Raw genomic sequence first — 21,364 nt, 5'->3', positions numbered from 1 at the left:
CGATAGGTTGCGACAAAGGGTACGCGGCGAGTGCAGTTCGCCACGGAAAAACACTATGGAATTTGGGATGCTGACCCGCCCGGCGCTCTTGTTTTGCCCCGGGCAGGTCCAATCCGTTGGCTTCGTTATTCCTCGAAGACCTTGCCGAGCGCCTCATAGCGGGCAGGGTCTGATTTCTTGATCCTGAGGGCGAAAACGATCCCACCGATGCCGGTCAGCGCCACGAGGACGGGGAATGAATCGACCACGATGTTGGATGCACCAGCCAGAAGCTCAAGGTTCGAGACCACCAGCAACAGCGCTCCGATCAGGCCGAGAAGCGCAAGCGCCGGTGCGATCACTGTCTGCCAAGCGCCATGCCCGCGCTTGTCCTTGCGGAAGAACAAGATGATCGCGACGCAAACCAGGGCCTGGACCGAGAGAATGCCGATAACCGTCAGGGCCGACATGTAGGAGAAGACCACGGCAAAGGGATCCTGCCCGGCGAAGGCGAAGGCGGCGATGATAATCGCGGCCGTCGCCGACTGCAGCATGCCCGCCACGTAGGGAGAACCGTGGACGACATGCACCTTGCCAAGCGCCTTGAAGGCCAGACCTTCGCGGCCGAGCGCGAAGAAATAGCGGTTGAGCGTGTTGTGGAAGGACAGCACGCAGGCGAACAGGCTGGTGATCAGCAGCACGTTCATCGTGGTGGCCGACCAGCCACCGAGCACATTCGCCGCCGCGTCGAAATAGAAGGTATCCAGCGCGCCGGCCGCGACTTCCTGCACCTTGGATGGACCGTAATGCTGGGTGATCGCCCAGGTCGAGAAGGCGTAGAAGACCGCGATCAGCAGGACGGAGACATAGGTCGCACGCGGAATGGTCTTCTCCGGATGCTCCGTTTCCTCGCCGAAAATCGCTGTCGCCTCGAAGCCGATGAAGGAACCGACGACGAAGACGAGGGTGACACCGAGGGCGGGTGTGAACACTGTCGCTGGCGCGAACGAAGTGAAGCTCAGGCCTTCCGGTCCGCCGCCCGCCAGCACGATGCCGACATCGAGAAGCAGCAGGATGGCGATTTCCGCCAGCATGCAAACGCCGAGGATGGCGCCGGAAAAGGCGATGTTGCGCTGGCCGGAGAAATGCACGACCATCAGGAAGGCGAGCGACCAGACCCACCACGGCAGGTCGAGACCAAGGCCAGCGACCGCCCCTTCGGTGAACAAGCCGAGCAGCCCGTAGACCGCGATCTGCACGGAACTGTAGGTGAGCAGCGCCATGAACGCGCCGCCAACCCCGACCGGTTTGCCGATGCCTTGGGTGATATAGGTATAGAAGGCCCCGGCCCCGCCAATGTGGCGGCTCATTGTGGTGAACCCGACCGAGAAGATGAGATAGAGAAGCCCGGCGAGAACGAAGGCGCCGGGAACGCCGGCACCATTGCCGAACGCGAAGGCCGGCGGCGTGGCGCCGACGACGGCCGTCAGCGGCGCTGCCGCTGCGACAACGAAAAAGACGATATGAGCGATGCCCACGGAATTTCTGGCCAGACGCCCATCAGGCGTCGGCTCGCTGGTAATCATAGTCATGTGAACCCCTACTGGTTTCTTATTTATTGTTAAAAGAATAGGGAGCCTTTGCTCGGAGCATATTGCAATTTGTGACTGCAATTTGATAATTTGCGCCACGAAAGCAGGGTTTGGTGCCATGAACACACCGAATGACAGTGTCGGCGGTCCACGATCCGTCACCTACATCCGGGTGGCGGCGATCACGCCATTCGTCGAGCATCTGCAGAACTCTGGCATCCTCCTGCCGCCGCTGCTGGCCCGCCACAGGATATTGACGAGCGAACTGAGCGACCCTTATTCGGTCATTCCGCTCCATCGGTTCGTCGCCTTTCTCGAGGACGCGGCCGAGGCAACCGGTGATCTGGCCTTTGGCGCCCGGCTCGGTGCGCATTTCAAGCCGGCCGATATCGGCCCGATGGGCATTCTGTTCTCCGTGGCGCCGACCGTCCGCGTCGCCTTTGAACGCATTTCCAAATATGTGAACTCCCTGCAGAGCGCGACGAGTTCCAGTCTGACGCAGGAAGACGATGTTCTCGTCTGGAGCTATCGTATCTCTGATCGTTCGATCTGGCCGCGCAGGCAGGACGCCGAATACTCGGTCGCCGCCACCTGCCAGCTCGCGCGCACCTGTTTCAAGACGAACCTCAATCCGCTCGAAGTCCATTTCGAGCACGACCGGCCGGAAAACATTGAGCCACTGCGCCGACTGTTCCGGGCACCGCTTTATTTTTCCCAGCCGAGCAACCGCCTCGTCTATGCGGTCGAGGATGCCGACCGCGTCTATCGCAGCGAAGACACGCAGTTGACCATGATCCTGGAGCACCACCTCGAGGACCTGATCCACGAGGTGAAGGCCAAGGAGGTGTTTTCCGACAAGGTTCGCTTTCTCATCCAGCTCTACATGGGAAGACGCCCCGTCACCACGCATTTCCTGGCCGAGGAACTCGGCATCTCGGTGCGCACGCTGCAAAGGCGGCTGGAGGAGGAAGGCCTGTCGATCCGGGACCTGATGCGCGCCCATCGCGAGGAAGTTGCCGTCAACCTGCTGGAGCGGCCCGGCGCGCGGATGTCGAACATCGCCCAGGCGCTTGGCTATGCGGACAGCGCGGTCTTTTCCCGCGCTTTCAAGGAATGGACCGGCCTTGCGCCTCGCAAGGCGGCAAAGGGCGTTATCCCGCGGGCAGACACCCCGGGCGACGAGAACGCCTGACCACGCATCCAGGCGACCTCCATCCTTGCCGTCGCTGGAAAACTGTTTTGCGGACCCGATACTGTCTGCCCGCGTCCTCAAATGCAAACCTGCCCCTCTCGTTTTGTCCGGCGAAGCTGCGCTAGGCCCGCAAGCCCCTCCGTGGCCTTCACCGCATCACCCGTCGTCGAAGCCGTATCGCGGGTCGGCGCGACTGCATTCGATCCAAAAAAGGGGACATCATATGACATCGGTGAACAGAACCATCGCCCTGGCGGGCGCCCTGCTCGGCTGCCTTGCCGCTTCCGCGCCGGCAGAGGCCGACACCGTCAAGCTCGAGATCCAGAGCGCGTGGCCGCTCTCCATGCCCGCCAGCGGCACCAATGCCGAATTCCTCGGCGAACAGCTCAACGCGGCCTCCGGCGGCGCCTTCAAGGTCAAGGTCTATTCCGCCGGCAAACTCGTGCCGCCGCTGCAGATCTTCGACGCGGTCCAGCAGGGAACGCTTGATGCCGGCTATACCTCGCCCCTCTATGTCGCCGGCCGTTTTCCCGCCGTACAGCTTTTCGGCGGCGTTCCCTTCGGCCCCGACGCCATCACCTATACGAGCTGGATGTATGACGGCGGCGGCCGTGAAATCTGGAGCGAGATCTACGCCAAGCAGGGCGTCGTCACCATTCCCTGCGGCCTGATGGATAGCGAGGCTGGCGGTTGGTATAATTTCAAGATCGAAAGCGTCGATGACTTCAAGGGGGCCGTGTTGCAGCGATCAGACCGCAGACGAGATAACCCTACCCGTTGGATTCTTCAGGCCGCGCGCCTGAATTCCGGACGGCCGAGTTCAGACATCTGGTTGAGAACACGAACGCCGATCTTTGTTTCTGTCGTCTGATTGTCGAAGTTCCGTGCCTTGAGTTTAGGCCCGATGACGGTTTTCCATCGGCCCATCTGGGTCTCGATCCGGCTACGTCGATTATAGCCGGTGGATTTCTGCCAAGTCATTCGGCCCCTGGTCTCGATTTCGGCAATGTGGCGATCGCGAACCGTTGGATTGTGCGCTGCTTGCTGGCTTTGAACTGCCGTCTTGGGCGGTGGAATAATGATCTCCACGATCTCGTCAAGGCGTGTTTCCAGCAGATTGCGGCTCGGTGAACCATCATAGGCGCCATCAGCGATAAAGCGCTCCACGGGAACCTCAATCTGGCCGAGGAGACCTGGCAGGGCCGTGGGATCTCCGACATCGTCCATGGTCAGATCGGAGCAGATGATTTCTCCGCTAACAAGATCAAGACCAATGTGAAGCTTGCGCCATCTCTTGCGCTTCACTTTGATTTTGTGCTTGTTTTCCAGCCATTCGCCCTCACCGAACACCTTCAGGCCCGTGCTATCGACCACAAGATGGACCGGCCCCGACAGCATGGTTCCCCGCCTCCTTGATGGCAATACCAGCCCCTTGCCCCGGCGCGACAAAGTGGAGAAATCCGGTACGGCAGTTTCAACGCCCATCAGTTTCGCGATACTGCACATCATGCCCTGGGTTTGACGCAAAGGCTGATCGTAAACAACACGCAGGGTCAGGCACATCGTAATGGCCAGGTCCGAATATTTCGGCTGGCCGCCCCGAGACGTCCGGCGCGACGCTGACCATTGAGAAAGTGCCTCATCGCTTATCCAGACGGTTAAATCACCACGTTGGCGAAGGCTTTCATTATACGCAGCCCAGTTCGTGACCTTGAATTTCTGTTTGGGTATCTTATGCCGACGGTCTTCATTGAGCTTATGCGGCATCCAAAATTTCCTGCGACCAAAAACGATCGCCTGATATCAGCAAACTCGAGATCGCTGCAACAAAGCCCATCTGACTGATGATCTCCCGTACCAACACCGCATAGATGCAAAACGTTGAAATTTGGTCCGTACACCAAGACCGCGCAACATGTAACTTGGTGTTCAGCGGCCGATTAGGGCGTTGCCGCCTTGGTCTGATGCCCCCGACCCGGTTCCAAGTCATCGCCCGAACGCGTGGTCTTGCCGATGCAGACGCGATCGCGCCCAGTGGCCTTGGCCGTGTACAAGGCGCCATCGGCGGCGGCGACCAGCTGGTCAAGGGTGGCCCCATCCCGCGGGAAGGTCGCGACACCAAATGACGCGGTCACGGAGATCGGTTCTCCATTGTAGACGACACGGGTTGCGGCCAACGCGCGACGCAGTCCTTCGGCCCGTTGCGCCGCGACGTCCTGACTGCTTCCCGGCAGAACCAGCAGGAATTCCTCGCCGCCGAAGCGGCAACACATGTCGCTGCCACGTACATGCTGTTTCATCACATCGCCAAATGCCCGTAGAACCTCGTCTCCGGCAAGGTGTCCGTAGTGGTCGTTCACCGCCTTGAAGTGATCAACATCCATCATGACCACGCTGACGGAACCGCCGGCGCGCCCGGCCGCGGTGAGTTCCCGATCCAGAAAATCCTCGAGATGATAGCGGTTGTAGAGACCCGTCAGGCTGTCGTGGATCGATTGCTCGCGCAGCGCCTCCTGCAGAGCCTCCAGTTCGCGTGCGGCGCGAACGCGATCCGTGACATCGAGAAGCACGCTGATCAGCAAACGCTTGCCATCCACCTCCAGCACACTGCCGTGCATCTCCAAATCTATAATGGCGCCGTCCTTGCGCAAGCCGCGGAATCCGTAGTCGGCCTCATTGAGCTCGCCGGTCAATCTGTGACGGATACTTTCCGCGACCGCGGCTCTGTCCTCCACCGAAACCGTGTCGGCCGGTGCGATCTGTCGTATCTCGTCGGCTGTGTATCCGAATATCTGGTTGAACTTGGCGTTGGTGTAGCTGAACTTTCCATCCTCGACGATGGCGATGCCGACGATGGACTGGCTCACCACCCCGCGAAATCTGGCCTCGGAAAAGCTGAGCGCACGATTGGCCTTCTCGATTTCAGCGAGAGCCGCCGTCAATTCTGCGGTGCGCAGGCGTATCTGGTCCTCCAGCAGGACTGTCGTCTGGAACTGTCCATATTCAGAGTATTGGGCGCTGGCGCTCCGCTCGGCCCTGTCCATCAGCGCCAAAATAATTTTGTTCAGACGCGCGACTTCTTTCTCAAGCGCCAACTCGTTCGCGCTTGGAGCGACCGCCTCGGGCTCAGGCATGGCTGTTTCCCTCCGCGGCAGCACCAATGGCAACGCCTACCAGCGTCTGATTGACATGCACACCGTTGAATTGTTCACCATAGGTGTTGAAGCCGACCACCCGGTTCTCCTTAAAAAGCTCGGAAATACAGTCCTTCGAGGGGCCGGAGAAAATCTCCAGTTTCCGAAGGATGCAGTCGAAACCGACGGTGATCTCAGGGGCGCCGATTTCCGCCCGGATCTCAGCCAATTGCTCATTCAGATTCCTGACGAGATCGACCCCCTTGGCCACCCGTAGAACCAGCCCGTTGTCGATGGCGCAAAAGAAAGACAGACTGCCATCGGGATTGGCCTTCTGGATCGATCTGACGTAGCTGGTTCCATCGATCATCACCACGACCGGTGAAACCGCGAAGCGCATGGGGTCGAGGCCATTGGCATCAAGGCGCAGGATACGAGCGTATTCCTCGGCCGCCGGCCGACCATTGATCTCCATGACGATGCGCCGCGCGGGGTCCGCCGCGGTCACGACCATTCTCTCGTTTGTCGCGGCAAAATGCTGCGTCTTGAACAACCTGAAGGGTAGAGGTGTGGTGACTACAGCAAGAACGGCACTGTCGGAGTGAAAAGCGCCATCAAAATAGACCTGCGTCCGGCCGAACTTCAGGCCATCGCCAGCCGATCCCCCGACCAGTGGCAAGCTGCCTAGCGCACTCTGCAGAACATGTGTCACGGGCTCTTCGCGTACGGAGAGGCCATCGATCAGCAGCAGTGCGAAACTGTTGGCCGCATTCGCCTGCGGAGCGGCGCCCTCCAGTCTACCAAGGACATCCGTCACGAAAGCCCTGCCCTGTATGGAGTCGAAGTCCTGCAGGCGCTCGACAAGTCCGGTGGCGACGCGAAAATCTCCGGCCGGAAAGCTCGCGCCCGAGAGACTGTTGTCCCTATATCCCGCCGGCCCGATTTCACCAGCCGTCGTGCAGCCGACGACCTGGACCCCCGCGAACAGCCGCCGCATTTCTTCAGCCATCTCGGACAAATCGTATTCGCTGGAGCAGAAGAAAAGCACGAAGGCCACATTCGGCTGCTGCACAGCGGCGTGAAAGGCGCGGACTGCCTCACGTGCGTCTGGGGCGCAGGATTGACCGCTCCGTATGTGAGGTTGCGGTTCCATATTCGGCCCCTTCCGAGCGTTTTAGCCGGCTGGCGCGGCCAGCCTGCTCGACTAGCTGTTCGACACGAGCACGCTACCATCGGTATTGACCCAGATCAAGGCTGGGTTGTGTCCAGGGCGATCGCCTTCGGCCGAAGGTTGACCTGGCGCATTCATCGGACCATGCGGAGCGCTTTCGCTTTCGAGGAACGGATATTGCTGGTCTTGCACGCTTGAGCATGTCGAAAGCGGGTTTGCGAGCCGTCAGTCAGTATGGCTTCGCCCTTCACGCTCTGGCGCAAAGGCGCCGCAATACCAAGGCCGCAAGGCAGCTTGATCTGAAAGCTTCTGAAAGGACAAGGCTCTCGCCCCGCGTCACGGCCCTCCGACAAGCTAAGCGCCGACCATGCGGCATGCGGATGCGGAGCGAGATCACCCATCTTCAGGTGGCCTGATCGCCGGCTTCGGGCCCTATCCTTGGCCCGAAGCCGGTAAGTCTGCATCGCCGATCCATCTCATCATAATCAAAGAAACCGGCACGACGCGGGTCGCCGTTTGAAAGACGGCAGGGCGGTCACCGCGGCGGCGATCTTTCAGCTGCGGCTGCCATACAGTGTTCCGTCAATCGCCTGAAGACAGGACAGCGTCTCATCCTCATGCCTCAACCTCAGGTTCAGCAAGCGCTCCACTCCCTCGGCACGCAAGGACCGGGCGGCAGGATCGTCGGCAAGGTCGATTTCCTCAGCCGGATCGTGCGTCAGGTCATACAGCACCGGCGGCAGGGCGGGGAAGTGGACGTATTTGAACCGTTCGGTGCGCACGACGTGCAGGTTGCACAGCCGCGACGGCAGGCCGAAGCGACGCTCGGCCGTCTGGTCGCGCAGGTTGCGGAAATCGTGGCTCCAGAATGCCGCGTCGCGCCACTCCACGGGATCGGCTCCGCGCAGGAAGGGCAACAGGCTTTGCCCGTCGAGGTTTGCATCCCTTTCCAGCTCCAGCAGGTCGACCAGCGTCGGAAAGATGTCGATCGACTGGGTGAAGTGCGTCACCCGCTGCCCGGCCACACCGCCGGGAGTGCGGATCACCAGCGGGATCCGCGCCGAGCCGTCATACCATCCAAGCTTACCCAGCAGGCCGTGCTCGAACATCTGCTCGCCGTGATCGCCCGAAAGGATGACGATGGTGTTCTCCCACTGGCCGGTCGCCTTGAGCCGGTCGAGGATGCGGCCGATGTGATGATCCACCTCGGCTCCCATCGCCGCATAGGCCTGGCGGATCGTACGCACGACCGAATCTGGCGCATCGGCTACCGGCCCCGACAGGCCCGGCGCGAAGGAGGACAGGTCGAGCCAGTCGCGATAGGCCGCCAGCAGCGGATGGGCGGTCTCGTTGGTCCGGCGCGACATGAGCGGCGGCAGGGCCTCGGGGTCTACCTGCTCCAGCCAGTCGCGCGCGGCGGCAAAGGGTGGATGCGGCGCGATATAGGACAGATGCAGGAAGAAGGGCTCAGCCCCCTGCGTGGCCAGATGACCCAACACCCGATCGGTCAAAAAGGCGGTTTCGGAATCCTCGGCGGCAAAGATCGCAGGCTCTCCAAAGGCGGCCTGGGCGAACACCCCCTGCCGGCCGGCCGCGGGATTGGCGATGTCGTATCCCCGCGCCAGCAGATGCGCGATCCAGGGGCGGGCCATTTCGGTCAGCAGACAGCCCGCGTCCAGCCCCGGGGCGATGCCTTCGTATTCGCCCCGCGCCGGATCGCCTTCGGACAGGGATCGCGGATCGGGGGTGGTGTCGGTATAGCCGAACAGCGCCGGCCGATACCCCGCAGCGCGCGCCGCCTGAAAGATGGTGCGGTGGCGCGCGTCCAGCGGTGTGCCGTTCTGGATGGATCGGTGCTTGTGCGGGTAAAGCCCGGTCACCAACCCCGCCCGTGCCGGCCCGCAGGGATAGGCCTGACAGTAGTGGGCGGCAAAGCGCGCGCCCTCAGCCGTCAGCGCGTCAAGGTTGGGGGTGGAAAACCACCCCCCCTCCCCGGGCATCAGGTCGCCCCGCCACTGATCGACGGTGATGAACAGAACATTCGGGCGGGCGGGCGAATGGGTCGGCGCAGTATCAGGCAAAGACATGGACATCCTCGGGGCGAAAATTCACATGGACGGTTTCACCCGGCCGCAGGCCGCGCAAATCCCTGCTGGGCGCGTCGAGGCGCAGCTCCAGCGCGCCCTCCGGCCCCTCGGCCTGGACGTAAAGCCGCGTGGTCTGGCCCTGAAACAGGCGCGCCTCGATCCGGGCGGGCAGCCCCTCACCCGGCGGGCAGAGCACCAGATCCTCGGAACGAATGTAAAGGTTCACCGGCCCCCCGGTCTCGACCGGCAGGGACAGGAACGGATCAAGTCGCAGCCGCCCCTCGCGCGGGGTCAGGGTGATGCGGTTGCGCGCGCCGATGAAACGTGCGGCGAACTCCGAGGCGGGGCGGTCGTACAGCTCTTCCGGACGGGCAATCTGCTCGATCTCGCCGCCCTGCATCACCACCACCCGATCGGCGACAGCCAGCGCCTCGGCCTGGTCGTGGGTGACAAGGATGGCGGTGATACCGACCCGCTGCTGGATTCGGCGAATCTGGTCGCGCAGCCGGTCACGCACCAGTGCGTCGAGCGCGGAAAGGGGTTCGTCCAGCAACAGCACGCGCGGGTTGGGGGCCAACGCCCGCGCCAGCGCGGTGCGTTGCTGCTGACCGCCCGACAACTGGTTTGGGTGGTGGTCGGCGCGCTCGGTCAGGCCGGTCAGGTGCAGCAGCTCGTCGACGCAAGCGGTGATGTGGGCGGGTGTCTCGCCCGCGATCTTCAGCGGAAAGCCGATGTTTTGCCGCACTGTCATGTTGGGAAACAGCGCGTAGCCCTGAAACACCATGCCGATGTGGCGTTGCTGCACCGGCAAGGGGGTTACGTCAGTATCGCCGAACAGGACCTGTCCGGCATCCGGCGTGGTGAGCCCCGCGATGGTGCGCAGCAGGGTGGTCTTGCCGCAGCCGGAACTGCCCAACAGCGCGATCATCTCGCCCGCTGCGATATCGAGGTCGATGCCCCGCAGCGCGGGCTTGCCGTTGAAGGCCTTGGTGATGCCGCGAATGCGGATCGGGGTACTCATGCCTTGTCCTTTCCGGTGGCAATGCGATTGCCGTTCAGCCATACGACGCCAACCGACAGCGCCAGCGTGACGGCGAAGTTGATGATCGTCATCACCGCCAGCAGATTGTAATCAGCGTCAGCGCTTTTCAACATATTCAGAAGATAGAGCTGGACCGTCTCAAAACGACTGCCGGTCAGCATCTGGGCCAGGGCGATCTCGTTGAACGAGGTACCGAAGGCCATCAGCAGCCCCGCCGCAATACCGGGGCCGATATTGGGCAGGATCACCCGCCACAGCGTCGCCGAAGCCGAGGCGCCGCAGGTGCGCGCGGCCTCGGACAGGTGTTCGACACGGGCGGCGGCCATGGCACTGTCCAGCGTCCAGTAGACGAACGGAAAGGCGATGCCGACATGGGCGGCAAACAGTAGCCCCACCGTCCCCTGCAGCCCGGGCAGATAGTCGCCCGTGGCCCGAAGCAGCCCGAAGGCGATCACCAGAACCGGGATGGCGAAGGGGATCGCCGCCAAAAGCTCCAGCACGCCACGGATCGCCGGGTTATGGACCCTTTGCCAGTAAAGCGCGGGCACGATCAGCGCGATCTCGGCCAAGGCTACGGCCAGCGCCAGCAGCAGCGAGCGGACAAGCACCGCGCGGAAACGCGCATCGGCAAAGCCCTCGGCCCAGTGGGCCAGGGTATAGCCGTCAGGCAGCAGGTGCGCCGTCCAGCGGGTGGCCAGCGAGTAGAGTAGTGTCGCCGCCATCGGCAACACGATATAGGCCGCCACCAGCAGCAGGAAAGTCGTACGGGACCAGTGTTTCACAGCCAATTGGTTCCCCGTTTCAGAAGCCACCGGTAGAGCCACAGCGAGCCGACGGCAAGGATCATCAGCACCGCGGCCAGCACCGGCATGCGCTGGCTGCCAAAAAGCGAGCCCATCATTGTCCGGCTCATGTCGATGGTGATCAGCGGATAAGTTGGACGGCTTGAGCCCAGCAGCGCCACCGGGAGCCCATAAAGCCCCACGGCCCAGGTGAAGCACAGAAGCCAGCCCGCTCCCAGGAATGGCGCCAGCATCGGCAGCCCGACGTGGCGCCAGAACTGCAGGCGACCTGCGCCGCAGCACTGGCAGGCTTCCCACCACTCCTCCCGGATCAACGACATGGCGGGCAGGGTCAACAGCACGAACATCGGCACAATGCCGTATTCATAGGCGATGACCAGCCCCCAGAAGCTTGTGGGCGCAGGCGGCGTTGCGCCGACCCCCAAGGCCTTCAGCCCGAGCGTGATCATTCCGTAGCTGCCAAGCGCCGCCACATAGCCAAACGCCAGGCCTATGCCCGAAAAATTATTGGCCACCGTCAGCAGCCCGAGATTCAGCGCACGCCAGCCCCGCGCCATGCGGGCCAGGCTCCAGGCCAGCGGGCCGCCGACGATCAGCGCGATCGTGGCCACCACCACCGCCAGCGCCAGGCTGTTGCCGATCGCCGTCCGGGCAGAACGGCCACCCAGAACCGAGATCCAGTTCGCCAGCGTCACACCGCCGCCGGCAGGCTCGGCGAAACTGGCACGCAAGATCACCGCGCAGGGTACCACCAATACGCCAAGGCCCAACCCGATCAGCGGAAGTGCGGGGCCCCAGTCGGTCAGCCAGCGTCGGGCCGCAACGGCGGGGGCTGATTGCCCCCGACCGCCCGCGCGATGCCTAAGCACGCGCATCGGCTCAGCCCCCGGTGACTTCTTCGACCCAGTATTGGGCCAGATCCGCCACGTTAATCGCCGACCAGTCGTCGATCTTGTGGACATTGGCGTAGTCCTCGTCGGGCAGCCAGCTGGCGCGAGCCTCGGCGGGCAGTTCCAGATCGCCCAGAACCCAGCGGATCGGCCGGGCGCCGAATTTGGCAAAGGCGATCTGCGCCTCATCCGACAGCACAAAGTCGAGGAACACCTTGGCGATGTTCATCTTGTCCACGTTGTAGCGGTTGATCATCGTGGCCGAGGGAGCGTAGATCGTGCCCTCGGGGATGATAACCTGCGCGTTAACGCCCTTGGCCTTCATTGCCGCAGCCGAGGCGATGCAATTGAAGTCGTACTTCAGCTGGATCGGCACTTCGCCGCGTTCCAGCGTCTGGGTGTTTTGCGGGGCCGAGGCCATCTGCGGCAGAAGCTTGCGCGCAAACTCCGCGCCCGGCGCCAGATCGCTGACCGAGCCGCCATGCGCATAGGCCCAGGCGATGAACATCGCCATGTCCGTGCCACCCATGCCCGAGGCGTCGATCGCTCCGACCTTGCCCTTGAACTCGGGGCGCAGCAGGTCGTCCCAACTGCGGGGCACGTCCTTGATGAGGTCGGTGTTGACCACCATCGCCGGTACGCCGGTGAAGGTGGCGACCCAGCCGCCGTCCTTGCCCTTCAGTCCGGCGGGCAGCTTTTCGGCCGAGGGCGGCATGTAGGGCGGCACCACGCCGCGCGCGTCGGCGACCGGGCCGAACAGAATGCCGATGTCGGAGGAGATCGCCACCGGATTGTTCTTTTCGGCGTCGAACTTCATGATCTCTTCCATCGAGCTCATGTCGGTATCGACGTGTTGCGAGGTATAGCCGTATTTCTGTGCCATCCGCTGAAACACCTCGCCATAGTTGGCCCAGGTGTCAGGCATGCCATAGGTGGTGTAGATCTCGGCCTCGCGGCGAGCGGCCTCCAGATCGGCGGGCTTGGCCCAATCGTCCATGGTGGCGCCAACGGCAAGGCGCGGCAGAAGCGCGGCGCCAGCGGCGGCGGCTCCCAGTTGCAGCAAGTGGCGGCGGTTCATCGGCAGTGCGGTCATGTTTCAGCTCCTGTCAGGGTGGGTAGAGCGGCGGCCGTCAAGGCTGCGCGCCAGCCGCCAGTTGGCGGTCGATTTCGTCGAGTACGGGCAGTAGATCGGCCACGCTGTCGACAAGGAAATGCGCCCCCTCGGCCGACAGCGCACGGCCGGCGCGGTTGCGCAGGGCGTCGCGTTCTGCCGGAGACAAGGCGGCAAGCTCGGCTTCGGACAGCCCCGCCTCGTTGCCTGAAAGCGTCACCCCGACCGTCCAGCAGCCGGCGTTGACGCCCTCGGCAATGCCGACGGGGGTGTCGTCGATCTTGACCACACGCCAGGCGGGCCAGATGTCGAGGTCGATGAAGGTCCGGAACATGCCCAGCGGGCTTGGCCGCCCTTCGGGCAGGTCGCCCGCGCAGATCAGGCTGTCAGCGCGCAGGCCCGCGGCCTCGGCCAGAGGCAGGATGCGTTGCATGATTTCGCGCGTGTAGCCGGTCGTCGAGCCGATCTTCAAGCCACGTGCGCGCAGCTCGGCCAGCACGCCGGGCGCGCCGGGAATGGGATCGGCATGGTGCACGGCGGCCTCGGCGTTCATCGGCACGAACATTTCGTAGATCGCGTCGATGTCGGCATCAGTCGGGGCGGCACCATGGGCGGCAACCCAGGCGGCCGAGATGCGGGGGGCGGCGAGAATAGCGGCGATGTGGTCTCGCTTGGCCCGCCCCATGGGGGCGCGGGCCTCGGCAACCGTGATCTCGACGCCGAAGCGCCCGAACACCTCGACAAAGGCACCCATCGGCGCGCATGACCCGAAGTCGATGAGCGTTCCCGCCCAGTCGAAGACGACAGCTTGAAGTTCGGTCATTGCAGGGCCTCCGCGATATCGGCACTTGGGTCATAGAGGTCGGCCACCACCTGCTCGCCAAGCGCGAGCCCGGTCGAGGCGCCGGTCCCGCCGGTGACGATCACCAATCGCTGGTTCGGCTCGGGCCGTTCCACCAGAACCGTGCGCGTGAGGGAGGAGGCGTAGCTGCCGGTCCAGCGCTCACTGACACAGCGACGGGGCAGGTCCAGTACCTCGTCGAAGGCAGACAGGATCATCTTCTCGACGCCGGCGGGGGCGAAGGGATCGGCCGTGGAGCCATAGGTGTGACTGTCGCCCACCACCAGTGAGCCGTCGGCCGACTGCACCGCGATCAGGTGGATGCCGGCCTCCCGGATCGCGGGAGTTTCGCGATCCAGTCGCGCTTCGAGCGCCCTAGCCTCGGGCAGGCCAGTGAAACCTTCGTAGCGGGCGAACGAGTGGTCGGACATCAGCGCCGAGGCCATCCGCGGCACACCCTCGCCCGACAGGCGCAGCATCTGCAAAGTGCAGACTCTGAGGTCGTGGCGGGCGATCACCTCGGGGAAGAGCGTGGTGAAATTATCGCCGGGGCAGACTACCACCGCCTCGGCGGAGATGAGGCCCGCGCTGGTGACGACGCCGGTCGCGGTAATCGCCAGAGCGGTGGTGTTCCAGCAAAAGGTCACCCCCTGCGCTTCGGCCAGCCAGCGGGCGAGCTGCGGCAGCGCCTCGCGGCTTTCCACGCGCAGTTCGTGCGGGCTGAACAGCACGTCGCTCAGCCCCTCGGTGCGCAGTGGCGGCAGACGACGTAGCGCCTCGGCCTGATCGATCAAGCGGCATTCGGCACCCATTTCAGTGTGCCGGAAAGCATGCAGCACCGCGGCGGCCTCGGGGCGGTAGGCGGGCATGATCAGCCCCTGCTGCAACACGGCGATGCCGGCCTGCGGGGCGATTTCCGCCCAGATGTCGCGACTGCGGCGCGCGCGCGCCCAATGTGCCCCGGCGCGCTGGCCGGTCACGGTGACAAAGCCGAAGTTGCGAATTGATGCGCCGTTGGCGCGGCTGTCTCTGTCGATCACCACGACCTTGCGGCCCTTGCGCGCGGCAGCCAGCGCCACACCCAAGCCCACGATTCCCGCGCCGACAACGGCGATGTCGTAACCCTGTTCCATATGCCCTTCCGGTAACTGTTCCGGCGACAGAACTAGGGCGCCTCCATGACAGAATTATGAATTATAAAATCTATAACATTGTATTATATACCATAATCGGCGCCCGGCGTCATGGCGCGGGCGATCTCGATGAAGGCGGCGACCTGGTGGCGGATCTCGGCACCCTTCAGGCACAGCAGGAACTGGCCAATCTCGGCGCCCGGCGCCACAAGAGGAACCACGTCGATATACGCATCAGGCAGCACCTCGCCCTCAATGGCAGTGCCAAGGCCTATGCCGGCCGCGACGGCCGCATAGGCCACGTCCTGCGTATCGACCTCAAGCGTGACACGCGGCGCGACCCCGGCCGCGCTGCACAGCGCATCAAAGCGACGCCTGCTGCCCGATTGCAGGTTCCACAGCACCATCGGCTGGTCGTGCAACGCGCTCAGCGCCACCGGGTCCCCCTGCAACAAGGCGTGCCCCCGCTGGCCATAGACGACAAGCGGCCGACGGGCCAATTCGACGGCATGAAACCCCGGTTCAGGCGCGTGCAGCGACACCGAGGCAAGATGGATCTCGCCCCGCTTCAAAGCGGCCAGCAGGTCCATCGTCGGCGCCCCCAGCGTGCTCAGTGTGACATTGGGAAAGAGACGCACGAATTCGGTCAGCGCCGGCATCACCAGCCGGTGCGCGCTGAAACCGAGGGCCAGTTGGCGGGCCTCGTCGGCGCTTTGTGCAGTCAGGGCGCTTTCGACTTCGGCCAGCAGGTCGACGGCCAGGCGGATGCGCCCCATCAGGGCTTCCGCCCCGGGGGCAACAGTGATGCGATAGCCGTCGCGGTCGAAGATGCGGATCTGCCATGCCGCCTCGAACGCCTGAATCTGGTTCGAGATCAACGGTTGCGACACGCCAAGGCTTTGCGCCGCGCGCGAAATCTGCCCATGCCGGGCCACCGCGTCGACCGCGCGCATCTGGGCCAGTGAAAGTGCCATGTTATCTCCCGTTGCTGGCGCCTGTCATGTCGAGACACCGCCATTTCCGCAGGGCGCGTTTTCCTGCTTCTGTCGTAAATTCATGGGAATGTCGCAGAAATGATTATCGCTGGACACATATATGCGGCGAGTGCAGCGAATTACTACGCAGACCATGATCGGCAACCGAAACTCGCCCGCGCATTCCCACCCCGGACTTATGCCATGATCAATCCGGCTGCAAATCCGGCGAAACGTTAACGACAGAACACGATTTGGCGTCATGCTTCCATGGCGACAGCGGCCCGCACAAAATCCGACGAGATTGAGCGGTCACCATCGACGGCTTCGCCCGAATGCGATATTCCGTTGACCCCGATCGGCATCCTCCACGCCCTCGCGGCACCGCAGATCTCACTCACAAACCGAGCCCCACAAGGATTTTCCATGATCATCAAGCGTGATTTCTACATCAACGGCGCGTGGGTGGCGCCGGCAAACGCCCGGGACTATCAGGTCATCAACCCGACGACCGAAGAACCCTGCGCGATCATCTCTCTCGGCGACAAGGCGGACACGGACGCTGCCGTTGCCGCGGCCAAGGCGGCGTTCCCCGCCTGGGCGGCAACCCCGCCGAAGGAGCGTGCCCGCATCGTCGCTCGCATCCTCGAGCAGTATGAGGCACGGGTGCAGGAATTCGCCGAGGCGATCTCGGTGGAAATGGGCGCGCCGATCGATTTCGCACTGTCCGATCAGGCGACCTGCCTTCCCTGGCACACGAGCAATTTCCTCAAGGCCTTCGAGGAGATCGAATGGATCCGTCCGCTCGGCCCGCAGGCACCGACATCCGCCGTCGCCATGGAGCCGATCGGCGTTGTCGGCCTGATCACGCCATGGAACTGGCCGGTCAACCAGATCGCGCTGAAGGCGATCCCGGCCATGCTCGCCGGCTGCACCTGCGTCTTGAAGCCTTCCGAAGAAGCACCGCTCGATGCCATGATGTTTGCAGAGTTCTGCCATGACGCCGGCGTGCCGGCGGGCGTATTCAACCTGGTCAATGGTGATGGTGTCGGCGTCGGCTCGCAGCTCACGACCCATGCCGACGTGGCGATGATCTCGTTCACCGGCTCCACCCGCGCCGGCATCGCTATTTCGAAGGCCTCCGCCGAAACGCTCAAGCGCGTGGTGCTCGAGCTGGGCGGCAAGGGTGCGAACCTGGTCTTCGCCGACGCCGACGACAAGGCGATCGAGCGATCCGTCCGCCGGATGATGGAAAACTCCGGCCAGTCGTGCAACGCCCCGTCGCGCATGCTGGTCGAGCGCAGCATCTACGAGCAGGCCGTTGAAAAGGCAGTTGCCGTAGCGGAATCGATCAAGGTCGGCCCCGCCCATGAACATGGCGACCATATCGGCCCGGTCGTCAACAAGAGCCAGTGGGAAAAGATCCAGGGCTATATCCAGAAGGGCATTGATGAAGGCGCGCGCCTGGCCTGCGGCGGTCTCGGGCTGCCGGAAACCTTCAATCGTGGCTTTTACGTCAAGCCGACCATCTTTGCCGACGTGAAGCCGGGCATGACCATCGAGAAGGAGGAAATCTTCGGACCGGTGATGGCGATGATCCCTTTCGATAACGAAGAGGACGCGGTCCGGATCGCCAACGATACTCCCTATGGCCTGACGAACTATGTCCAGACGGGCGATCAGGCCCGTGCCAACCGGCTGGCGCTCAAGCTCAAGTCGGGCATGGTGGAAATGAATGGCAAGTCGCGCGGCGCGGGCTCCTTCTTCGGCGGCGTGAAGCAATCCGGCCGCGCCCGCGAAGGTGGTGTCTGGGGCATCGACGAATTCCTCGAGTCGAAGGGCATCTCCGGCTACGACTTCTCGGCTGGCTGAGAACGTTCCGGCGCGGCACGCGCCGCCTGACAAAACCGCCGCCGGCCATTCTCGGCCGGCGGCAACCACATGGGGATCGGCCGCTGCCATCAAGGGCGCCCACACGCCAGGGCTGCGACCTGTGTTCGTCCCCCGGCGCGGCCGAGCGGCCCTGTCCGCACCTTGCGGCCACCCGCCACTGATGATCTTTTCCCCGATATTGCTGCAATCTTGCATCAGCCAAGGCAATACGACGCATACGCCGCGACTAACGTATTGGAAAAAATCATCATTCTGGCGCCCAGCCAGGTGGCACGATCATTGCTACACCTGAATGCTACGATCAACCAGGTCGTGTTCGTCAGCACCGTCGACAGAAACGGGCGTGCGAACAGCGGAAACCGCTAAACCAGAAAGGGAACATAATGACGAAATCTCATGGCCGGGGCCGGGTATGGCTTTCCGTGATTTCAGCCGCAATGGTCGCTGAATCGTCCTTTGCCAATGCCGCCGAACTGAACATCCTCACATGGGAAGGCTACGCTGATCCCTCCTTCATCGAGAAATTCGAGCAGTCTTCGGGCTGCAAGACGACCTCGACCTATGTCGGCTCCAACGACGACTTCGCGCCGAAGCTCGCCGCGGGCGGCGGTGTCTACGACATTATCGTCCCCTCGATCGACACGATCGGCCTGATGCGCCAGGCAGGCTTCGTCCAGCCGATCGACACCAGCAAGATCGAAGGCTGGGCAAATGTCTATCCGGAATTCTCCACGGCCACCGATGTGGCTGCCGAGGGCGAGACATGGTCAGTGCCGCTGGTCTGGGGATCGATCTCGCTGATGTACCGCCCCGACAAGATCGAGCCGGCGCCCGATTCGATCGGCGTTCTGTTCGATCCGAAATACAAGGGCAAGATCGCCATGTGGGACGACAAGTCATCGCTCTACTGGACGGCCCGCCTGCTCGGCTATGACAATATCTACGACCTGACCGACGAACAGCTCGAAACGGTCAAGCAGAAGCTGATCGAGCAGAAACCGCTTATCCGCAAATACTGGGCGACCGCCGGTGAACTGACAGAACTCTATGCCAACCAGGAGATTTGGGTTTCCAATACCTGGACCGGCCTGCAGAGCAAGGAAGTGAACGCCCTCGACAAGGGCTTTCAGGTGGTCGAATTCACCCCCAAGGAGAAGGCCGAGGGCTGGATGGATTCCATGCAGCTCGTCAAGGGCACACCCAACGAGGAATGCGCCTACAAGTTCTTCTCCTTCATGCTGAATGCCGACGGACAGTGCGGCATCGTCGGCTCGACCGGCTATTTTCCCGTCAATCCCGATGCGGTTTCCGCTTGCCTTACCGGCGCCGAGGCCGAAGCCAAGAAGGTCAACAATATCGAGTTCGTCAAAAGCCTGGTCATGTGGCAAATGCCGGCACGCCTCGACAAGTATCTGGAAACCTGGAACGCTGTGAAAGCGGCACCTTGACAGCCTGCAATGTGCAGAAATCCGATCACCGCCGGCAATGCCGGCGGTGATCCCTGCTGTTCAATTCCCATGTGACCAAGGACTCCTTCATGGCCGTGCAACCAATCGTAACCCTGGAAAACGTGGTGAAATCCTATGGAACCTTCACCGCGCTCCACAACATCAACCTTGAAATCGCAGCGGGAGAATTCGTCACCTTGCTCGGCCCTTCGGGCTGCGGGAAGACGACCACCCTGCGACTGATCGGCGGCTTCGAGACCGCCGACGAGGGTAGGATCACACTGGCCGGTTCCGACGTGACACAAGAGCCGCCCTATCGCCGCGACATCAACACGGTCTTCCAGGACTACGCGCTGTTTCCGCACATGACCGTCGCCGAGAATGTCGGCTACGGTCTGACGGTACGCGCCAACCGCCGCCCGAAGGAGGAGCGGGACCGGCGGGTCAGGGAGGCCCTGACCATGGTCGGTCTCGCCGACAAGGCCGGGCGCATGCCCCAGCAACTGTCCGGCGGCCAGCGCCAGCGCGTCGCCATGGCCCGGGCGCTGGTACGCCAGCCGAAAGTCCTGCTGCTCGATGAACCCCTGTCGGCGCTGGACGTCAAACTCAGGGAGGCGATGCAGGTCGAACTCAAACATCTGCACCAGAAGCTTGGCATTACCTTCCTGATGGTCACCCACGACCAGCAAGAAGCCCTGGTGCTGTCGAACCGCATCGCCGTGATGAAGGGCGGTCGCATCGCCCAGATCGGCTCACCGTCGGAACTGTACGACAAGCCTGCGACGCCCTATGTCGCCAACTTCATCGGCGCGGCCAATCTGATTGCCTGCACCTATCTCGGCGAAGAGGGCAACATTGCCCGCGTGAAGCTTGCCGACGACACCGTCGTCTCCGGCCACAGGGCGGAAAACGCAAAGGCGCTCAAGCCGGGCGACGCCTGCCTGATCGCCATCCGCCCCGAACGCTTCCAGACCAGTGGCGTGCCGGACGGCGGCTCGGCGATCAACGCAACCGTCACCGACCAGCTTTTCCACGGCGGCCGCTTCCAGCTCGAACTCGTCCTTGACGGCGCGGCGGCCCCCCTCTTCATCGAGATCCCGCGCAACTCCGTCGTCGCGGACGGCACCGTGCCGCAGCCGGGCAACCGCATCACTCTCGGCGTCGCCCCGCCGGATGTTCTCGTCTACGCTGCGGAGGAGGACGCATGAAGGCCAAGACCCGCCAGACAGTCGGTTTCTGGCTGTTGTTTTCCCTGCCTCTCGCCTGGGTCGTGATCTTCCTGATCCTGCCTTACGGCGCAATGGGAATGATGAGCTTCTGGAGCCGGAAGTTCCCGCTTTTCGTCGCGGATTTCCAGTTCGGCAACTACCTGCAACTGTTTATCGATCCGCAATATTCGGCCGTGATCCTCAGAACCCTGAAGATCGCCAGTCTGGTGACCGTCTATTCGGTCGCGTTCGGCTATCCCCTCGCCTATTTTCTGGTGTTCACGATCCGCTCCGAAAAACTGCGGACCTTGCTTTACATGTGCGTCGTCGTGCCTCTGTGGGTCTCCTACCTGCTGCGCGCCTATACCTGGAAGATCATCCTCGGCACCGACGGAGCGCTCAATTCCGCGCTGCTGTGGCTCGGCGTCATCAAGGAACCGCTCGACATCTTCCTCTACAATCAGGCGGCGATGGTCATCACGCTCACGTATATCTTCATCCCGTTCATGGTGATGCCCATTTTCACCGCCCTGGAACGGATTCCGCCGGCCCTGATCGAGGCCTCCCAGGACCTCGGCGCCGGGCCTTTCGAGACCTTCCTAAGGGTGATCCTGCCGCTGTCGACAGCCGGCATCGTCGCCGGAGCAACCATGACCTTCTGCCTGTCCTTCGGCGACTTCGTCGCACCGGTGCTGGTCGGCGGCCCCAGTGGAACGATGGTGGCAACGGTGCTGCAAAGCCAATTCGGCGCGGCACTCAACTGGCCGCTCGGTTCGGCGCTGGCGGTGGTGATTTTCACCCTCGTGCTGGTCGTACTGCAGGTTTCCAACAGACTTGACCGTGCCGGTCGAGTCTCGATGGGTTAA

At 62.9% G+C, this 21,364-nt stretch carries 18 protein-coding genes; 6 read left to right on the top strand and 12 right to left on the bottom strand.

What is annotated here, in order from left to right:
* Nucleotides 1-125: 125 nt before the first annotated feature.
* Complete coding sequence (locus RNA01_RS08265; RefSeq protein ID WP_147179498.1) at nt 126-1,571, bottom strand: APC family permease; 1,446 nt, start codon at nt 1,569-1,571, stop codon at nt 126-128.
* A gap of 118 nt (nt 1,572-1,689) precedes the next feature.
* Here RNA01_RS08265 and RNA01_RS08260 point away from each other — a divergent pair, with 118 nt between their 5' ends.
* The gene (locus RNA01_RS08260; RefSeq protein ID WP_147179497.1) at nt 1,690-2,763 is read left to right on the top strand and encodes an AraC family transcriptional regulator; all 1,074 of its coding nucleotides are present in this window, start codon (nt 1,690-1,692) and stop codon (nt 2,761-2,763) included.
* A 223-nt stretch (nt 2,764-2,986) separates the two neighbouring features.
* A complete protein-coding gene (locus RNA01_RS08255; protein WP_210245745.1) occupies nt 2,987-3,634 on the top strand; it encodes a type 2 periplasmic-binding domain-containing protein in 648 nt (215 codons plus the stop codon).
* Here the strand turns inward: RNA01_RS08255 and RNA01_RS08250 are convergent.
* From RNA01_RS08250 to RNA01_RS08200, 11 genes are all read right to left on the bottom strand, one after another.
* Entirely contained in the window at nt 3,550-4,530 is a 981-nt protein-coding gene (locus RNA01_RS08250) for an IS5 family transposase (protein ID WP_147179496.1), read from the bottom strand. The genes RNA01_RS08255 and RNA01_RS08250 overlap by 85 nt on opposite strands.
* A 173-nt stretch (nt 4,531-4,703) precedes the next feature.
* The gene (locus RNA01_RS08245; RefSeq protein WP_147179495.1) at nt 4,704-5,897 is read right to left on the bottom strand and encodes a GGDEF domain-containing protein; all 1,194 of its coding nucleotides are present in this window, start codon (nt 5,895-5,897) and stop codon (nt 4,704-4,706) included.
* Nucleotides 5,890-7,050, bottom strand: a complete 1,161-nt coding sequence (gene nosP, locus RNA01_RS08240; protein ID WP_147179494.1) for a nitric oxide-sensing protein NosP — start codon at nt 7,048-7,050, stop codon at nt 5,890-5,892. The genes RNA01_RS08245 and nosP overlap by 8 nt, the downstream gene beginning before the upstream one ends.
* A gap of 572 nt (nt 7,051-7,622) precedes the next feature.
* A complete protein-coding gene (locus tag RNA01_RS08235) occupies nt 7,623-9,155 on the bottom strand; it encodes a sulfatase-like hydrolase/transferase (protein ID WP_170253397.1) in 1,533 nt (510 codons plus the stop codon).
* On the bottom strand, nt 9,142-10,176 hold the full coding sequence (locus RNA01_RS08230) for an ABC transporter ATP-binding protein (protein WP_147179492.1): 1,035 nt from the start codon (nt 10,174-10,176) through the stop codon (nt 9,142-9,144). The genes RNA01_RS08235 and RNA01_RS08230 overlap by 14 nt, the downstream gene beginning before the upstream one ends.
* Complete coding sequence (locus RNA01_RS08225; protein WP_170253396.1) at nt 10,173-10,979, bottom strand: ABC transporter permease; 807 nt, start codon at nt 10,977-10,979, stop codon at nt 10,173-10,175. Before RNA01_RS08225 ends, RNA01_RS08230 begins: the two co-directional genes overlap by 4 nt.
* Entirely contained in the window at nt 10,976-11,731 is a 756-nt protein-coding gene (locus tag RNA01_RS08220; protein ID WP_170253395.1) for an ABC transporter permease subunit, read from the bottom strand. The genes RNA01_RS08225 and RNA01_RS08220 overlap by 4 nt, the downstream gene beginning before the upstream one ends.
* A 148-nt stretch (nt 11,732-11,879) precedes the next feature.
* Nucleotides 11,880-12,983: an ABC transporter substrate-binding protein gene (locus tag RNA01_RS08215; RefSeq protein ID WP_147179489.1), complete on the bottom strand. Its 1,104-nt coding sequence runs from the start codon at nt 12,981-12,983 to the stop codon at nt 11,880-11,882.
* Nucleotides 12,984-13,020: 37 nt separating this feature from the next.
* A complete protein-coding gene (phnX, locus tag RNA01_RS08210) occupies nt 13,021-13,824 on the bottom strand; it encodes a phosphonoacetaldehyde hydrolase (protein WP_147179488.1) in 804 nt (267 codons plus the stop codon).
* Nucleotides 13,821-14,975 (bottom strand): TIGR03364 family FAD-dependent oxidoreductase, encoded by a 1,155-nt coding sequence (locus RNA01_RS08205; protein WP_147179487.1) that lies wholly within the window; start codon nt 14,973-14,975, stop codon nt 13,821-13,823. Before RNA01_RS08205 ends, phnX begins: the two co-directional genes overlap by 4 nt.
* A gap of 83 nt (nt 14,976-15,058) precedes the next feature.
* Nucleotides 15,059-15,949, bottom strand: coding sequence for a LysR family transcriptional regulator (locus RNA01_RS08200; RefSeq protein ID WP_147179486.1), 891 nt, complete (start codon nt 15,947-15,949; stop codon nt 15,059-15,061).
* Nucleotides 15,950-16,375: 426 nt separating this feature from the next.
* Between RNA01_RS08200 and RNA01_RS08195 the strand changes: the two genes are divergently transcribed.
* The 4 genes from RNA01_RS08195 to RNA01_RS08180 all read left to right on the top strand — a co-directional run bounded on the left by RNA01_RS08195 (nt 16,376) and on the right by RNA01_RS08180 (nt 21,364).
* Nucleotides 16,376-17,821 (top strand): aldehyde dehydrogenase family protein, encoded by a 1,446-nt coding sequence (locus RNA01_RS08195; protein WP_147179485.1) that lies wholly within the window; start codon nt 16,376-16,378, stop codon nt 17,819-17,821.
* Between the two features lie 404 nt (nt 17,822-18,225).
* Entirely contained in the window at nt 18,226-19,290 is a 1,065-nt protein-coding gene (locus RNA01_RS08190; protein WP_235916518.1) for an ABC transporter substrate-binding protein, read from the top strand.
* Between the two features lie 89 nt (nt 19,291-19,379).
* Nucleotides 19,380-20,498, top strand: a complete 1,119-nt coding sequence (locus RNA01_RS08185; protein ID WP_147179484.1) for an ABC transporter ATP-binding protein — start codon at nt 19,380-19,382, stop codon at nt 20,496-20,498.
* On the top strand, nt 20,495-21,364 hold the full coding sequence (locus RNA01_RS08180) for an ABC transporter permease (RefSeq protein WP_147179483.1): 870 nt from the start codon (nt 20,495-20,497) through the stop codon (nt 21,362-21,364). The genes RNA01_RS08185 and RNA01_RS08180 overlap by 4 nt, the downstream gene beginning before the upstream one ends.

The organism is Paenirhizobium naphthalenivorans (genome assembly GCF_007992095.1).
GTDB classification, from domain to species: Bacteria; Pseudomonadota; Alphaproteobacteria; order Rhizobiales; family Rhizobiaceae; genus Allorhizobium; species Allorhizobium naphthalenivorans.
The sequence above is the reverse complement of the archived record's forward strand: the minus strand, read 5'-3'. Positions and strand labels throughout refer to the sequence as shown.

Bases quoted from the DNA above. Each gene is read 5' to 3' on its own strand.
- RNA01_RS08265 (WP_147179498.1), bottom strand. From the start codon at position 1,571: ATGACTATGATTACCAGCGAGCCGACGCCTGATGGGCGTCTGGCCAGA.
- RNA01_RS08260 (WP_147179497.1), top strand. From the start codon at position 1,690: ATGAACACACCGAATGACAGTGTCGGCGGTCCACGATCCGTCACCTAC.
- RNA01_RS08255 (WP_210245745.1), top strand. From the start codon at position 2,987: ATGACATCGGTGAACAGAACCATCGCCCTGGCGGGCGCCCTGCTCGGC.
- RNA01_RS08250 (WP_147179496.1), bottom strand. From the start codon at position 4,530: ATGCCGCATAAGCTCAATGAAGACCGTCGGCATAAGATACCCAAACAG.
- RNA01_RS08245 (WP_147179495.1), bottom strand. From the start codon at position 5,897: ATGCCTGAGCCCGAGGCGGTCGCTCCAAGCGCGAACGAGTTGGCGCTT.
- nosP (WP_147179494.1), bottom strand. From the start codon at position 7,050: ATGGAACCGCAACCTCACATACGGAGCGGTCAATCCTGCGCCCCAGAC.
- RNA01_RS08235 (WP_170253397.1), bottom strand. From the start codon at position 9,155: ATGTCTTTGCCTGATACTGCGCCGACCCATTCGCCCGCCCGCCCGAAT.
- RNA01_RS08230 (WP_147179492.1), bottom strand. From the start codon at position 10,176: ATGAGTACCCCGATCCGCATTCGCGGCATCACCAAGGCCTTCAACGGC.
- RNA01_RS08215 (WP_147179489.1), bottom strand. From the start codon at position 12,983: ATGACCGCACTGCCGATGAACCGCCGCCACTTGCTGCAACTGGGAGCC.
- phnX (WP_147179488.1), bottom strand. From the start codon at position 13,824: ATGACCGAACTTCAAGCTGTCGTCTTCGACTGGGCGGGAACGCTCATC.
- RNA01_RS08205 (WP_147179487.1), bottom strand. From the start codon at position 14,975: ATGGAACAGGGTTACGACATCGCCGTTGTCGGCGCGGGAATCGTGGGC.
- RNA01_RS08200 (WP_147179486.1), bottom strand. From the start codon at position 15,949: ATGGCACTTTCACTGGCCCAGATGCGCGCGGTCGACGCGGTGGCCCGG.
- RNA01_RS08195 (WP_147179485.1), top strand. From the start codon at position 16,376: ATGATCATCAAGCGTGATTTCTACATCAACGGCGCGTGGGTGGCGCCG.
- RNA01_RS08190 (WP_235916518.1), top strand. From the start codon at position 18,226: ATGACGAAATCTCATGGCCGGGGCCGGGTATGGCTTTCCGTGATTTCA.
- RNA01_RS08185 (WP_147179484.1), top strand. From the start codon at position 19,380: ATGGCCGTGCAACCAATCGTAACCCTGGAAAACGTGGTGAAATCCTAT.
- RNA01_RS08180 (WP_147179483.1), top strand. From the start codon at position 20,495: ATGAAGGCCAAGACCCGCCAGACAGTCGGTTTCTGGCTGTTGTTTTCC.